Consider the following 15,565-nt stretch of genomic DNA (forward strand, 5'->3'; position numbering starts at 1 on the left):
GGATTAAAAACTGTTTGGCAAGGTTATCAACAGTTAACCCATGCAGCAAGTGTTTATGAAATAATGACTCAATAAATTTGGGTAAGGCTTAGCTGCCTGACGGCAGGCAGACTAATGCCTGGTAACAAACCCTTGTTGGCAAAAGTCCTGTCACCGGGAGTGTATTCCGGAAATATCCAAAATCATGTCATAATTCTCGCCGTTGTAAGTAAATTGTCCTAATATTCTGAAGTCATTTTTTTTATAATAATTTACAGCCTTATCGTTGTCCACCTGGACGCCACCCCATAAAATAATCCTGTTAATCCTGTTGGTCTTCAAGTCAGAAAGTATAAAATGGAACATCTTGTTTCCAACTCCACAACTCTGCCATAAATCTGCGACAGATGGTGCAAATGTGCAATCGGTTTTATTGTCAAGTGTTAACCCGTAAGATTGTAGGCGAGCCTTGTCGTGTTCAAGATACCCGATTCGAATAATTGAATAAGCGATAATTTTCTTTGTTTCAATGTCATGGGCTACATAGCCGCGATGAATGTCGGGATATTTATAGAATTCAACAATAGATTGCGGGTCAAACATGTGGGGGCCAAAACGTTTTTTCGTTTCAGCACTCAAATTTTGCAAATAGTCAAATAAATTATCAAAGTCGTTTGATGCTAGTCTGCGTAAAAAAACAGGTCTATTATTTTTTGTTTCAACTACCATATGAGGTCAAATGAAATTACTATCAACGGTCTGACAAAACGCTCATCTTCATTTAATTCCTATGCTATCGTTCTGACAACTAAAAAGGTGAGAAGAACAAATCTCCTCACCTTTAATGATGTTCCTTGCCATCGGTCTGTCAGCTGACAACTAATAGCGATAAAGCTCCGGTTTGAACGGACCTTCCTTAGCAATCCCGAGATATTCGGACTGTGCATCCGTCAGCTCATCGAGAACAACACCGATTTTAGAAAGGTGCAAACGAGCTACTTTCTCATCGAGGTGTTTTGGAAGCACATATACTTTATTCTCGTATTTGCTGTGGTTTTTCCAGAGTTCGATCTGGGCAAGTGTCTGGTTAGAGAATGAGTTACTCATTACAAAACTTGGGTGACCGGTAGCGCAACCAAGGTTAACAAGCCTTCCTTCAGCGAGGAGGATGATTTCTTTTCCATCGATACTATAAAGATCAACCTGTGGTTTGATGGTATCTTTTGTATTACCATAGTTATTATTCAACCAGGCAACATCAATTTCAATATCGAAGTGCCCGATGTTACAAACGATCGCTTTGTCCTTCATAGCACGGAAATGTTTTTCGGTGATGAGGTCGCGGCAACCAGATGCTGTTACAATGATATCAGCTTCTTTCACTGCATCGATCATTTTTTTCACTTCATAGCCGTCCATCGCCGCCTGCAATGCACAGATCGGATCAATTTCGGTTACGATTACACGACAGCCTGCACCAGAGAGGGAAGCAGCAGAGCCTTTACCTACATCACCATAACCACCAACTACTGCCACTTTACCTGCAAGCATTACGTCGGTAGCGCGGCGGATGGAATCCACCAGTGATTCTTTACAACCGTATTTGTTATCGAATTTTGATTTAGTTACAGAATCGTTTACATTGATCGCTGGCATAGGAAGCGTTCCTTTGGCAACGCGCTCGTATAAACGATGAACGCCTGTGGTGGTTTCTTCAGAAATACCTTTTACATGCTGAACCAGCTCAGGATATTTATCCAGCACCATGTTGGTGAGGTCGCCACCGTCATCAAGAATCATGTTCAAAGGACGATCCGCTCCACCAAAGAACAGCGTCTGCTCGATACACCAGTCAGCTTCTTCCTGTGACTGGCCTTTCCATGCGTAGACTCCGATACCTGCAGCAGCAATAGCAGCAGCAGCGTGATCCTGGGTAGAAAATATATTACATGAACTCCATTTTACTTCTGCACCCAGTGCCACCAGGGTTTCAATCAAAACAGCAGTCTGGATGGTCATATGCAGACAGCCTGCAACTCTTGCACCTTTAAGCGGTTGTTGTGGTCCGAACTCAGCACGAATCGCCATTAAACCGGGCATTTCAGCTTCAGCCAGACGAATTTCCTTGCGACCCCATTCTGCGAGACTCATATCTTTCACTTTGTAAGGCAGACTGAAGTCGATCTGGGAATTTGTTAGCGTTGACATATTGGTTTTAAATTTTTGGCAAAATTACTCTAAGGAGGTCAAATCATAAATTTTTTTAAGACCTGACAGGTTTAAGACCTGCTAGGTTTAGAACCTCCCAAGTTTCTAAGACCTTGCAGGTCTAAGACCTCCTAGGTTTAAGACCTGGCAGGTTTCTAAGACCTTCGATGTCTTTTTCGCTATAACTTATTGATAATGAAGGGTCATGACGTAATCGTCCATAACATATCCATTGCCGATATCTAGAATCATTTCCCTGTCGACGGCAAAGCCCATTTTCTGGTAGAAGCCAACAGCGGGATTTTTCTTATTGACATTCAGTTCCAGCGCCTTCGCTCCGAGTGGGGTGATCTCGTTTTTTATGTAAGCCAGGAGCTTTTTCCCAAGCCCTTTCCCATGCTGATCGGGAAGCACATATAACTTGTGCAGCCTGAAAACAGAACCATTACCGGGTTCTTTGGGGGAATACGAGGCGAAACCCAGGGGCTCTTCATTCTCTTTTACCAGCAGGAACTGGTGTTGCTGGCTGGTTTGTTTTTCCAGGGCGCTATCGCTGTACATCATCTCCAGCATATAATCGATCTGCTCCCTGCTGATAATAGGAGGATAAACAATGTTCCAGATGGTGGTGGCCAGTTTCTGAACAACAGCCAATTCTGAAGGTGCGGCTTTTTCAACTGAGATCATGCGTCTGAATTTTTTCCATGCATTTCTTTCGATATCAGCATATGGGATCTGATTGCTTTTGCTGACAGCCTAATACCAAAGATCAGCAACACAATCGAACAGGCAAGCAGGAAAATATCAGAAACATGTTCCTTTATAAAGCTGCTGTCTTTCAGGAATAGAAAGAAATCAAAACTGCCGTGGAAAAATATTGCCAGGAGTAATCCTTTCATGAGATAAGGAAATGGATGACCGGGATGGAACCGTGCTTTGCCGACATTATAACCCATCAATATGCCAAAACAAGCGTGAGCAGGAACAGAAATAAACATGCGCACAATGGCTGTTGCGTAACCGGATTGCATAACATAAGCAATGTTTTCGATCGTCGCGAATCCCATACTTACCATCACGCCATATACAATACCGTCGAATGGTTCATCAAATTCCGGCTGCCGGTATGCATAATATCTCAGCATAACGTATTTACATAATTCTTCACTGAATGCTACGATGACAAATGCTTTAATCAGTATAGAGAAAATGTTCACCGGGAGAAGAATATCTTCCACAGGAAGCAGCAGGTATTGAATCAACAGTGCAGGCAATGCACTTACCACACCCAGAAAGAAACTCATTAATAAATGTTTTCTGGGTTCAGGATTGTACTGGTCGCGGAAAAAGATATAAAAACAAATCGCAATTCCGGGAGCCACCGCCAGTGCAAATAAAACCATCAACAACTTTTTCAGCAATTTAATAAAGAAAAAGCATCATGTTTCCGGTTATGCTTGTCATGCCGGTAAATCATCGCGTGCAGTCGGTAAACAGTAAGTAGTAAGTAGTAAGTAGTAAGTAGGTTCGATTGTTGGGAGAGCTGTGTTTTGGCTGTGTTGTTTTTTTTGACTTGTGATTACGCTGAATGATGTGTCTGTGAATTGCTGGTAAATCCTTGTTATTTTTATTCATCATTCTTGATTATGATCATCAAACGAAGTTGGCATTCGCTGCGAATTGTATTGAGTTTGTATTTTATCACTTTAACCTGGGGGGCGAATGCACAGCGATTTGGTGGAAATCCTCCGTCGTTAAAATGGAAACAGATCGACACGGATACCGTCCGGGTTATTTTTCCCGGTGGATTAGAAAAAGACGCGCAAACGATTGCTGGAATTTCTCATGTACTCAACCGGGAGACATTAAAAACAATTGGCACTGAGGTCAAAAAAATAAACATCGTTTTACAACGAAATACGGTGGTGTCAAATGCATATGTTGGTCTTGCACCCTGGCGAAGTGAGTATTATATGACGCCGATGCAGAACAGCCTTGAGCTGGGAAGTTTGCCCTGGGCAAAGAATCTTGCGATCCATGAAACCCGGCATGTTCAGCAGTTCATGAATTTCAGAAAAGGGCTAAGCAAATTCGCTTACATCATTGCAGGGCAGGAGGGGCAGGCACTGGCCAACAGTGCGGCAGTTCCGGATTGGTTTTTTGAAGGTGATGCGGTGTTCCAGGAAACCTTAGTTAGTGAACAGGGACGTGGACGTTTACCCGAATTTTTCAATGGTTACAGATCGCTGGATATTGCGGGTAAAAAATACAGATACATGAAGCTTCGCAACGGTTCTCTGAAGGATTATGTTCCCGATCATTACCAACTGGGATATCTTTTAGTGAATCGCGGGCGCGAGAAATACGGAGATGACTTCTGGAAGAAAGTTACCTCCGATGCAGTGCGGTATAAACCACTGTTCTATCCGCTGCAAGGCGCTTTCAAAGGACATGCTGATACAAGCTTTTCATCTTTTGTTGCGGATGCAATTAACTATTTCCACGAAGCTCACCCCGATGATACCAGCAGTCAGCATCGCAATCTCCTAACGCCTGCGGATAGCCGTTATGTAAAAAACTACCAGTATCCGGTAATCATTGGCCCGGATTCATTGCTTGTGCTTAGATCCACTTACCGCGATATTCCCGCATGGTACATCATTACCGGAAATAAGCTGAAGAAAATTGCCACCAGGGATATTGCCAACGATCTTTTTTATTCATACAAAAATGGCTGGGTAGTGTATACCACCTACAAAACCGATGCACGATGGAGCTGGATGGATTTCTCGAATATTTTCCTGTTGAATATTCGTAGCAAAACAAGAATCAAGCTAACGACAAGATCAAAATATTTCGCGCCGGACCTGTCAAACGATGGAAGTACAATCGCTGCTGTAGAAATTGTTCCGGGAAAACCTTCTTCAGTTCACTTACTCAATTCAGGCACAGGCGACCTTGTTCGTTCGTTGCCAAATCCTGAAAACCTGGTATTTACTTATCCTGTTTTCAGTGGCGATGACAGAAAGATTTTCTCAGCCGTTCGCAATGTGCAAGGAGAGATGGCTGTCGTGGAGATTGATGCGGCTTCGGGAAACAGCACGATCCTTATTCCTTACAGTTATCATGTGATTTCATTTCTGCGTGTAAAAGGATCCGAGTTGCTATTTACTGCGTCGCATAACCGAAAAGATGAGGTATGGTCATACCACTTCGGCGACCAGCAAATGCGCCTGCTGGCAAGTCATGTTACCGGCAGTTACCAGGCTGATATGGATGAACATGATCGATCTATTGTCTATTCCGGATTTACTGCGGAAGGTATGTTGTTGTACAGGGAGAAATCAAAAGATGTGAACTCAATAAGTCCCAAAACCTGGGCCGGGGAAAGTACCTCCGTATTTTCCAGCCAGGTGGTTTCCAGTGAACGACTGCCAGCATTGATCGCCAATGAAAACGACAGTTTTACCGTCACGAAATATAAAGGCGGAAAACACATCTTTAATTTTCATAGCTGGAGGCCTTACTATGAGCGCCCTGACTGGAGCCTGACTTTTTACAGTCAGAATATCCTGAACAATTTCAGGACAGACATTTATTACCAGTACAACGAAAATGAACGTTTCAATAAAATTGGTATCAATGGCAACTTTGCTGCACTTTATCCCTGGTTAACCGGTGGTATCAGTTATACCTTTGACAGGAAATATGATGATACTGTTCGTTCGATACGTTGGAATGAATTCAATGCCAATGCCGGTTTTCGTTTACCCTTTAACTTTAGTGGTGGCAGATTTTATAAATACCTGACGCTTGCTTCTTCTTTTAATTCTTCACAACTTTACTTTAAAGAGAATTCCAGGCCAAAGCTGGAAAACGATGCAGTAAACTACATTCTGAGTTCTTTATCATTTGCAATCGAGAGTCAGCAGGCGAGGCAGCACATTTATCCACGCTATGCATTTTCATTTTTCGCGCAGCAGAAGTTTTCTGTTGATCACAATGCAGCGCGGCAGCTATTGTTATCAGGCTCACTGTATTTACCAGGAATATTAAAAACCCATAACCTTGTCATAAATGGTGCTTATCAGCAGCGAGATACTTTGAACAGGTATCGGTTCAGCAACAGTTTCCCTTTGAGTCGTGGATATCCGTCATTGGATTTCGACAGGATGTATAAAGCAGGAGGGAACTATCATCTGCCATTGATACTGCCTGATATCGGCATTGCACAGATTGTTTATTTTCTTCGTGTAAGAGCAAATGTTTTTTATGATGTTTCCTGGGTGAAGACTTTACGTACAGGAAACAGCGAAATGTTGCGTTCTGTGGGTACGGAAATATTTTTCGACACACGCTGGTGGAATCAGCAGCCGGTGACATTTGGCTTCAGGTATAGCCGGTTACTTGATAATGATAAGTTTTTGCGACCGCCAGGGGCGAATCAGTGGGAGTTTATTTTGCCGGTGAATTTGCTGAGTTATTAGTTGTTAGTTGTTGGTTCATAGTTCATAGTTAACAGCCATCCGCTAATCAAATAGCATATAGCAGATGCAATTATTTTGTAATGACGGAGTGCATGAAGGTATTTTTCACAGATTTTTGGAGAAAAATACACCTTTTAGGGAGTGAAATCAACCTGGAAGTGAATCCCGGATTTTTGAGATTGCATTAAAAATTACTATGACTGGTTTCATGTATAAAAAATTAATTGTTTGGCAGAAGTCAATTGATCTCACTGGAAAATTGTACGAACTAACAAATTTGTTTCCGAAGTCGGAGGAGTATGTTCTTAAGTCTCAGATGCGAAGGGCTGTAATTTCAATAAGTTCAAATATTGCCGAAGGCTCTGCAAGAAAGACTAAGAATGACCAGCAACGATTTTACACAATTGCAAGATCTTCCCTGATTGAACTTGATTCTCAACTCGAAATGGCATTGGCATTGAATTTTATTAAAACGTCTGACATTGAGAAAGTCGACACCGTAATGACGGAAATTTATAAGATGATTTCGAAGTTAATAGCGGACTGATTTTTAGGTCTGTGAATTATATTTTGTTTTAACACCAGAAGATAACAGGCTGTTAACTATGAACTATGAACTATGAACTAACAACTAATATGCCACCACATACTTCACATTCGGTGCAAACCTCTTCTTTCCATCCTTCATCCTAATAAACACATTGTTGATCAGCAGTGTATCGCTGACTTTCGTATTCTCCTTTATACTGTTGATCCAGTCTTCGGATAATTTATCAGAATCAAAAGTAGAGGAGCGTATATCCTTCGAACGTTTTTTCTGCTGGGTTTCCTCATCCATATAGTCGGTCATGAAATAATACACGATGGTGAATCCAACCACCGGATAGCGCACGCCTTTTGCATCAATAACGTTTACGGAGCTGTCTACAATCCGTTTGATAATATCAGTACCAGCATTACCTCCAGGCTGGTTCCCCAGTTTGGTGAAGAGTTTCGGAGCGGCCGTCGTTGCCGGTTTCGGCTGTTGTGCCATGACGGCAACAGAACACAACATGAAAACAGAGAGAAATATATTTTTCATCTGATATTAAGATTTATTGCATCGATTGAATACATCCAAAACTATTCCAGTCGGTAACGAAATTATACGCTCAGGTATTATGAAAAAGACCCGCCAGGTTTCTTAACTAAAATTCCTGTTAAGCTTTGCCCGCAATACCTTTGAGGCTTTGTTCAAGGATTTTAATCTTTTCCTCTGCGTCTTCTTTCTTACGGCGTTCCAGCTCCACGACCTCTGGTTTGGCATTGGCAGTGAATTTCCCGTTGCCCAGTTTTTTGTTCACTGACTCAAGAAACCCACGAAGGTATTCCAGTTCCTTATGCAATTCCTTCTGTTGTGCACTGCTGTCGACCGGAGATTCACAAACCATGAAAAATCTGTCTTTCCCTGCAACTACATGTACACTGCCCTCAACAGCTTCCTTCACAGTCTGTGGTTGCGCAACTGCGTTTACCTGACGGGAAAGGATACCTGAAAACCGGTTGATCGTGTCCTGCTCCTCACCCTGGTAATATAATTCAATAGTGTCTTTGGGCTTTAACTGTGCCTTATTACGTGCATCACGGATTGCAGAAATTGACGCTTTTAGCAGATCACCTTCCCGCAGCCATTGATCCTGGCTCAGGCCATTCAATTCAGATCCGCTTTCGGTAACAGGCTTCACCTGGCGTACACACAGCGAATCAGAAGAACTTCGTTCCCGCAGCAGCTGGTAAATTTCTTCAGTAACGAAAGGAAGGAAGGGATGCAGAATTTCCAGCAGTTCTTCAAAATATCCGATGGCCCGGTCAATTGTTTTTGGCAGCATCGCAGTATCCGGTGCAGGTTTTATCCATTCGAGATACCAGCTGCAATAGTCGTCCCATACCAGCGAATAAATGGTTTTTAAAGCTTCACTGAGTTTGAACTGAGCCATTAACTGATCTACCTCGGCACGAACCTGATTGAGCCTTGCGCGGAACCAGTCCTGCGGCCATGAATTTTCTTCGGTACTGACCTGTTGAGAGGTAGCTGCTTTTTCCTGCCAGATTTTGATCAGCTTTAATGCATTCCAGATCTTGTTGATGAAATGACGGCCCTGTTCATTGCTTGCCGGATCCCATAACAGGTCATTCCCGGCTGGTGATGCAATCAGAATTCCAAAACGTACAGCGTCGGCGCCGATATCATCAATCATCTGCAACAGGTCAGGTGAGTTCCCGAGCTGCTTACTCATTTTTCGTCCCTGGTTGTCCCTCACAATCCCTGTAAAATACACTTCACTGAAAGGCTTTTCTCCCATGTATTCGAAACCTGCCATGATCATTCTCGCCACCCAGAAAAAAATAATTTCCGGAGCAGTTACTAATGTATTGGTTGGGTAGTAGTACTTAACATCTTTGTTGCCGGGATCAGACAAACCATGAAACACTTCAAAAGGCCAAAGCCAGGAAGAAAACCAGGTATCCAGGCAGGCCTCATCCTGTGTAAGTGACGGTGACGACACACCGAACTTCGCTGTGTATTTTTCGTATGCTTCCTTTTCATCCATCGCCACAACGAATCTTCCTTCCGCATCAAACCATGCAGGAATACGATGTCCCCACCAAAGCTGGCGACTGATACACCAGTCGTGGATATTCTCCATCCAGTGACGATAGAGATTTTTGAATTTTGAAGGGTAGAATTTAATATCGTCCTGCAGTACTGCTTCCAGCGCGGGTCCATTGATCTTTTTCATGGCTACCCACCATTGAAGACTTAACCTAGGTTCCACCACCACATCAGTTCTTTCTGAGAAACCGATCTGGTTTGTATAATCCTGGATCTTCATCAGCTGGCCTGCAGCTTCGAGATCTTTTACTATAAGTTTCCTGGCTTCGAAACGATCAGTGCCAACATAAAGTTTTGCATCAGCATTCAGCCTGCCATCTTCTTCAAGAATATCAACTACTTCCAGTTTGTGTTTTTCTCCCAGCGCGTAATCGTTCATGTCATGCGCAGGAGTTACTTTCAATGCACCGGTACCAAAATCAGTAGTGACGTAATCGTCTGTGATGATCGGAATTTTTCTATTGATCAGGGGAACAAATGCAAAGGCCCCATGCAAATGTGTGTAACGTTCATCGGAAGGATTAACCGCAATAGCCGTGTCTCCCAGAATAGTTTCCGGACGAACAGTTGCTATAGTAATACCCTGGTCTTCCGGAAGCAGGTTGCCATTTTTATCTTCGACCCTGTACCGGATAAAGTACAATTTGGACTGCACCTCTTTATATATGACTTCTTCATCACTCAAAGCAGTTTTGGCTCTTGGATCCCAGTTGATCATCCTCTTGCCGCGATAGATATATCCTTTTTCATACAGGTCATTAAACACCTGGATCACAGAACGGGAATAGTCCGGATCCATCGTGAATGCGGTTCTGTTCCAGTCGATACTGCATCCGAGTTTTTTCAGCTGGGAAAGGATGATACCGCCATATTTTTCTTTCCACTCCCATGCATAGGCGATAAATTCTTCGCGGGTAAGGGAAGATTTAGCGATTCCTTTTTCGCGCAGCATGTGAACCACTTTCGCCTCTGTCGCGATTGAAGCATGATCTGTACCTCCGACCCAGCAGGCATTTTTACCGTGCATACGCGCACGACGGATGAGGATATCCTGGATGGTATTATTAAGGCAATGCCCCATGTGCAGAATGCCCGTCACATTCGGCGGAGGAATTACAATGGTATATGGTTCACGATCATCAGGTACACTATTGAAAAATCCCTGCTCGTTCCAATGTTGATACCACCTGGCTTCGGCGGTTCTGAAATCAAAATTCTTACTGATCTCCATGCGATAGAATCCGGTTTTGGGAGGGCAAAGTTAAGCATTCCGAAGCTAAGGGCGAAGTGGGTCTCAGCCACATATTATTAAAAAAAATTACCTTCAAATCAAATACGTTTCATGCCATCTCTAACTGCCCGGAGGTATTTTTTTCTTTTTTTCACTATTATCCTTTTCACATCCCTGAGTGCCGATGCCCAGTTGATTCCTTCCATTATTAAAAATGAAAAGAAAAAGGATTCGGTGAAGCCGACAGAACCGCAACCTATCAATACTAATTCTGATTCCCTGGGTTTCAGTATCACCAATACGCTGGAGAATTATACAACTTCATTAAACCGTGACATGTCATTGCTGCGACGTGGCTTTGATACCAGCGAAATAGCACGCGAATTACCTGTAATGGAGGATGTGCTCGTTACGCTTAAAAGAAATATTGACAGCAAAAGTGAAAGAATGAACCTGAGGAACCTGTTTTCCTACCAGGTTGCATTACAACAGATCGATAAACAGGCGGAAGGCCATCAGCAGAAATTACTCAATTTCTCCAAACAGCTCAATGATATCCGGACTGATATCCGCAATATAAAGGATGCGGATCAGTTCAACATATCTTCTGATGACTCAATTATGTTGGAAGGACTGCTGCAACAGGTAAAGCCCCTCATGGCTAAGAAGGCATTGGTCGATAGTATGCAACGACAGGCGCAAAGAAAGATCGGAGTTTTGCAGAATCGTGCAACAGCAGCATTCCTGCAGGGTACAGAATTACTCGATGCTGTGAATGGCAGGATAAGGAATCTGCAATCACAGTTTGTCATCCGCGATCAACCTTATATCTGGAATGCCAGGCCAATGCCGGAGGAGTCATCCCTCAAGGAAATGATTAAAGAGGAATTTTCCAGGAACAGAAGAGTAATCGATTTCTATTATTCGCTTAACCTGGTCTCGATTTTTGTGCTGCTCTCATTGACGCTGCTGTTCTACTTTTTTGCACGGTACAATTATCGCAGACTTAAAGCGACCGGAGCGATGGGTTGGAATCTGCCCATGCCCTTTGTCAACAGATCTATTCTTGGCTCAGTGCTTCTGGTGCTGTTTACATTCACACCTTATGTGCTTCAAAATCCTCCCGCCGGAATCGTTCAGTTCGCATGGCTCCTGATGTTACTCACGGCCACTTATCTCCGCTGGAATGACTGGAATGACACTTTCAGAAAATACTGGATCGGCATAATCCTGTTTTTTATCGTTTATGCTTTCGACAATTTTCTATTGTCATTTTCTTTTACCGAAAGGATATTGCTTTTGGTATTGAATATTCTTGCTATCGCACTTTCTGTTATAATGTATCTTGAAGTGCGAAAAGACCGGAAACGTTATCACATCCTGATGGATGAATCGATACTCCTTTTTATGATCAGCAACTTTCTTGCTTTGGTCATGAATGTGTCCGGAAGATTTGCGTTATCAAAAGTATTATCCAATTCTTCAGCGTTAAGTGTAGCCTTGCTGCTTGCTTTGCAGGTCATCAAGGATATCTTATTTGAATTCATTTACCTCATAGCAGAAGCGAATAAGAAATCAAGGTTCTACAGTTATTTTGCTGTCGATCGTGTCAAAGAAAGCTTCAAGGGGGTACTGAATCTTGCTACGTTCATCATCTGGATACTGGCATTTGCATGGAGTATGAATTTCAATGATATCGTCATTGAAAGAACAAAGGAATTTCTTAGTAAAGAAAGAGCGCTGGGGGAAATGAAATTCACTTTCATCAGCATCCTGATCTTTCTTTTCCTGATCTGGGTTTCGCTGATGCTGGGGAGGCTGATCACCATTTTATTCAGCAATACCAGGGCTGGCGGCAGTACCACTGCAAAAAAGCAGGGGTCATGGTTGCTGATTATTCGCCTGGTTATTTATACCGTCGGATTTCTGATCGCGATTGGTGCCGCGGGCATTCCGCTGGATAAACTTACTATTGTTCTTGGTGCGTTGAGTGTAGGTATTGGTTTTGGTCTGCAAACGATAACCAATAACCTGATTTCCGGAATTATACTCGCCTTCGAGCGGCCCATACAGGTTGGTGATATCATTGATCTGGGAACCAGAACAGGAACAGTTAAGGAAATTGGTATCCGTTCCAGCAAGATCTCTATGTTTGATGGATCCGATGTGATAGTGCCAAATGGCGATCTGTTGTCCCAACATCTTGTGAACTGGACGCATGACGACCAGCATAAGCGCAATGAATTGATCATTGGCGTGGCGTATGGTACAGATCTTACAAAGGCGATAAAACTGATCAGTGACTCCTTGCAGGACAAGCCGGGGTTGATGAAAAATCCTGCACCTGTTATTCTTGTACATGAATTTGCACAGAGCTCAGTAAACCTTCGTGTATTTTTCTGGGCCACTGAAATCGGAGAGGCTGCCGCATTAAAGAGCAGTGTGATGGCATCGATATATGAGCAATTTTCAACGAACGGAATTGAAATACCCTTTCCCCAGACTGATCTGCACATACGAAGCATGGATGCAAAAGCGATGGGGAAATTTGCAAGTATCAGGGATGCCGACGAGGCAGACGACGGAGATGACGATGATGGCGAAACTAATACAGACGGCAATCCTGGTCAGACTAACTCCGACCGATAGGCGAAAAATTGGTTTCAGGCAAAAAAATGCTTCCCTCCTGACAGGAAGCATGAAATTCATTTAGTCTTTGCCGGTAGATTTACCAGGCGAGGTAAGTCACAACAGTAATTGCCAGGTAGAAAGCAATTACGATAAGAACGAGTTTGGTGCCTTCGCCAATGTGTGTGGAGTGAAATAAACGCATAGCATTGGATTTATAAGTGAATAATAAAATTCGCACACAGAGTATCTTTCAAAGGTGAAGGGGGTGGGAAAAATTATCCAGGGGGTAGGGGTTGGGGAATGTTCTTTAGAACTTCCGGAAGTTAAAGAATTTAATTGAGGTCAGCAAGAAAAATATCCTGGAATTCTGCTGCGTGGATTTCCTTAGGAATCAGTAGTGGTGCGGGTTTTGTTTAGATGTAGTAAACTTACGGATGCTAATTCGTTAAGGCAGGAGGCAGGAGAATTAGCAGTTAGCAAACAGCCACAAGCTTTCAGTATTGGTATCGATTGTGAATTTATTGGATGAATAGCGTTCAGATTTTGAGACTTAAAAGGTGGATAATTGAACTGGTTTATTTTGTTTCGCCTTGTAAAATTGAAGATCCCACAGACTTACACCAACCTTAAGTGAGAAATTGAACCAGAAAATGGAAATACTTATCGTATCAGGCTTGATACTACCAACTATCCTCTGACTCTCCTGCCTCCAATCGCCAGCCTCCCTTCTTTATGAAAATTGCCAAAATAATTAGCAATCCCTATCTTTGACCGATGTACGCCATCGTGGACATTGAAACCACCGGAGGTCACGCTTCGGCTCACGGCATTACCGAAATTGCTATCATTCTTCATGATGGTCAAAAAGTGGAGGGCCAGTATCAGACACTGATTAATCCACTCATGCCGATACCGCGTTACATTACTTCACTTACTGGTATCAACGATGCCATGGTAGCATCTGCACCATTATTTCCTGAAGTGGCAAAGAATATTTTCAACCTGCTGAAAGATCGGATTTTTGTGGCCCATAATGTCAACTTCGATTATTCATTTATCCGGCATCACCTGTCTGCCGCGGGGTATGCTATCGATGTAAAAAAATTATGTACGGTAAGGTTGGGCCGGAAAGTATTTAAAGGCATGCCGAGTTATAGTCTGGGTAATCTTTGCCGGGCGCTGGGTATTGAAATTGAAAACCGTCACCGTGCAGGAGGTGATGCCAGGGCCACATCGATGCTGCTGGAAAAGTTGATAGCTGCGGATATAGATGGCCATCTGCAGAAAATGCTAAAACAGGGTAGCCGTGAGGGTTATCTGCCCATGCAGTTGCAGGCCGATGACATTGACCGGCTTCCCTATTCACCTGGAGTTTATTATTTCTACGATTCAAAAGGAAAAGTAATCTATGTTGGGAAGGCATTGAGTCTGCGTAAAAGAGTGACCAGTCATTTTTCAAATAATTCTCCATCGCGGCGGAAGCAGGAACTAGCCCGTAATGTATCACGTATCGGTTTTGAAGAATGCGGATCGGAGTTCACCGCTGCTGTGTTTGAAAGTATCGAGATCAAACGCCTCTGGCCAAAATATAATTTTAGTCAGAAAAAATGGGAACACAGTTTTGGTTTGTACAGTTATGAAGATCAGCGAGGGATTATCCGATTGGGTATCGAAAGAAAAAGAAAGAATTCAGCCCCGGTATTCAGTTTTCATTTACTCATGGATGGGCACCAGGTGTTACGAAAACTGATCCGTGATTTTTCACTTTGTCCCAAGTATAGTTTTTTGCAGAAAGCCGGCGACTGTAGTGGTGTAGCTGACGGGTATTGCCGGGGTATATGCGAGCATCGCGAATCAATTGAAGAGTACAATGAAAGAGTTCGTGAGGCACTGCAGCATCTTCGTGAAAACCTGCCGAGTTTTGCTATCGTAGAAAAAGGTCGGCGACCTGGTGAACAATGTTATCTGTTGCTGGACGATGGTAAATTTTATGGAATGGGATATCTCTCAGAAAACCAGAAAATAGAAAAACTGGAGCAATTGAAATCGTTGATAACTCCATTTCCGAATAACGAGTTGATCCGGAATATGATGTTGAGGTATGTTGCTGAACATCCCGAGAAAATGGTGAAGGAGTTCAGGATTGATGAAACTCAGTTGGTTGTATAAATAGATTGATCGTTCTGCGCAAATCCGCGTGTATTCGATCTGCGTAAATCAGCGGGAAACCTATGTTGAAATTCAGGTTAGTCGCAATTCGGTCTACAATTGGCAACAGCAATTATGACGCTACTACCTTTTCCCGCAGATGGCGCAGATGAAAAGGCACACAGATGATCGCAGATTTTTCGGCGCAAATCCGCGTGTATTTGATCT

10 protein-coding genes are annotated in these 15,565 nt (G+C 43.1%); 4 read left to right on the forward strand and 6 right to left on the reverse strand.

Annotated features, from left to right (window positions below; translation table 11 throughout):
* Window positions 1–150: 150 nt before the first annotated feature.
* From P2W82_RS22130 to P2W82_RS22145, 4 genes are all read right to left on the reverse strand, one after another.
* On the reverse strand, window positions 151–582 hold the full coding sequence (locus P2W82_RS22130; RefSeq protein WP_336518133.1) for a GNAT family N-acetyltransferase: 432 nt from the start codon (window positions 580–582) through the stop codon (window positions 151–153).
* A 276-nt stretch (window positions 583–858) separates the two neighbouring features.
* Window positions 859–2,187 (reverse strand): adenosylhomocysteinase, encoded by a 1,329-nt coding sequence (ahcY, locus tag P2W82_RS22135; protein WP_336518134.1) that lies wholly within the window; start codon window positions 2,185–2,187, stop codon window positions 859–861.
* Between the two features lie 186 nt (window positions 2,188–2,373).
* Window positions 2,374–2,874, reverse strand: a complete 501-nt coding sequence (locus P2W82_RS22140) for a GNAT family N-acetyltransferase (protein ID WP_336518135.1) — start codon at window positions 2,872–2,874, stop codon at window positions 2,374–2,376.
* Entirely contained in the window at window positions 2,871–3,590 is a 720-nt protein-coding gene (locus P2W82_RS22145; protein WP_336518136.1) for a PrsW family intramembrane metalloprotease, read from the reverse strand. The genes P2W82_RS22140 and P2W82_RS22145 overlap by 4 nt, the downstream gene beginning before the upstream one ends.
* Window positions 3,591–3,833: 243 nt before the next feature.
* Here P2W82_RS22145 and P2W82_RS22150 point away from each other — a divergent pair, with 243 nt between their 5' ends.
* Both P2W82_RS22150 and P2W82_RS22155 read left to right on the forward strand, forming a co-directional pair.
* Entirely contained in the window at window positions 3,834–6,674 is a 2,841-nt protein-coding gene (locus tag P2W82_RS22150; RefSeq protein WP_336518137.1) for a hypothetical protein, read from the forward strand.
* A gap of 196 nt (window positions 6,675–6,870) precedes the next feature.
* Window positions 6,871–7,221, forward strand: coding sequence for a four helix bundle protein (locus P2W82_RS22155; RefSeq protein ID WP_336518138.1), 351 nt, complete (start codon window positions 6,871–6,873; stop codon window positions 7,219–7,221).
* An 84-nt stretch (window positions 7,222–7,305) separates the two neighbouring features.
* On the opposite strand, the gene P2W82_RS22160 is transcribed toward P2W82_RS22155, so the two are convergent.
* Together P2W82_RS22160 and P2W82_RS22165 are read right to left on the reverse strand one after the other, a co-directional pair.
* The gene (locus tag P2W82_RS22160) at window positions 7,306–7,755 is read right to left on the reverse strand and encodes a hypothetical protein (RefSeq protein WP_336518139.1); all 450 of its coding nucleotides are present in this window, start codon (window positions 7,753–7,755) and stop codon (window positions 7,306–7,308) included.
* A gap of 118 nt (window positions 7,756–7,873) precedes the next feature.
* A complete protein-coding gene (locus tag P2W82_RS22165; protein WP_336518140.1) occupies window positions 7,874–10,558 on the reverse strand; it encodes a valine--tRNA ligase in 2,685 nt (894 codons plus the stop codon).
* 111 nt (window positions 10,559–10,669) lie between these two features.
* Here P2W82_RS22165 and P2W82_RS22170 point away from each other — a divergent pair, with 111 nt between their 5' ends.
* Together P2W82_RS22170 and P2W82_RS22175 are read left to right on the forward strand one after the other, a co-directional pair.
* Window positions 10,670–13,207, forward strand: coding sequence for a mechanosensitive ion channel family protein (locus P2W82_RS22170; RefSeq protein ID WP_336518141.1), 2,538 nt, complete (start codon window positions 10,670–10,672; stop codon window positions 13,205–13,207).
* A gap of 756 nt (window positions 13,208–13,963) precedes the next feature.
* Entirely contained in the window at window positions 13,964–15,358 is a 1,395-nt protein-coding gene (locus P2W82_RS22175; RefSeq protein WP_336518142.1) for an exonuclease domain-containing protein, read from the forward strand.
* Window positions 15,359–15,565 lie beyond the last annotated feature (207 nt).

It is taken from the genome of Pollutibacter soli (assembly GCA_029269725.1).
GTDB classification, from domain to species: domain Bacteria; phylum Bacteroidota; class Bacteroidia; order Chitinophagales; family Chitinophagaceae; genus Pollutibacter; species Pollutibacter soli.

What these genes read in the sequence shown, in the direction of transcription:
- P2W82_RS22130 (WP_336518133.1), bottom strand. Translation starts at nt 582, where the DNA reads ATGTTTGACCCGCAATCTATTGTTGAATTCTATAAATATCCCGACATT.
- ahcY (WP_336518134.1), bottom strand. Translation starts at nt 2,187, where the DNA reads ATGTCAACGCTAACAAATTCCCAGATCGACTTCAGTCTGCCTTACAAA.
- P2W82_RS22140 (WP_336518135.1), bottom strand. Translation starts at nt 2,874, where the DNA reads ATGATCTCAGTTGAAAAAGCCGCACCTTCAGAATTGGCTGTTGTTCAG.
- P2W82_RS22145 (WP_336518136.1), bottom strand. Translation starts at nt 3,590, where the DNA reads ATGGTTTTATTTGCACTGGCGGTGGCTCCCGGAATTGCGATTTGTTTT.
- P2W82_RS22150 (WP_336518137.1), top strand. Translation starts at nt 3,834, where the DNA reads ATGATCATCAAACGAAGTTGGCATTCGCTGCGAATTGTATTGAGTTTG.
- P2W82_RS22155 (WP_336518138.1), top strand. Translation starts at nt 6,871, where the DNA reads ATGACTGGTTTCATGTATAAAAAATTAATTGTTTGGCAGAAGTCAATT.
- P2W82_RS22160 (WP_336518139.1), bottom strand. Translation starts at nt 7,755, where the DNA reads ATGAAAAATATATTTCTCTCTGTTTTCATGTTGTGTTCTGTTGCCGTC.
- P2W82_RS22165 (WP_336518140.1), bottom strand. Translation starts at nt 10,558, where the DNA reads ATGGAGATCAGTAAGAATTTTGATTTCAGAACCGCCGAAGCCAGGTGG.
- P2W82_RS22170 (WP_336518141.1), top strand. Translation starts at nt 10,670, where the DNA reads ATGCCATCTCTAACTGCCCGGAGGTATTTTTTTCTTTTTTTCACTATT.
- P2W82_RS22175 (WP_336518142.1), top strand. Translation starts at nt 13,964, where the DNA reads ATGTACGCCATCGTGGACATTGAAACCACCGGAGGTCACGCTTCGGCT.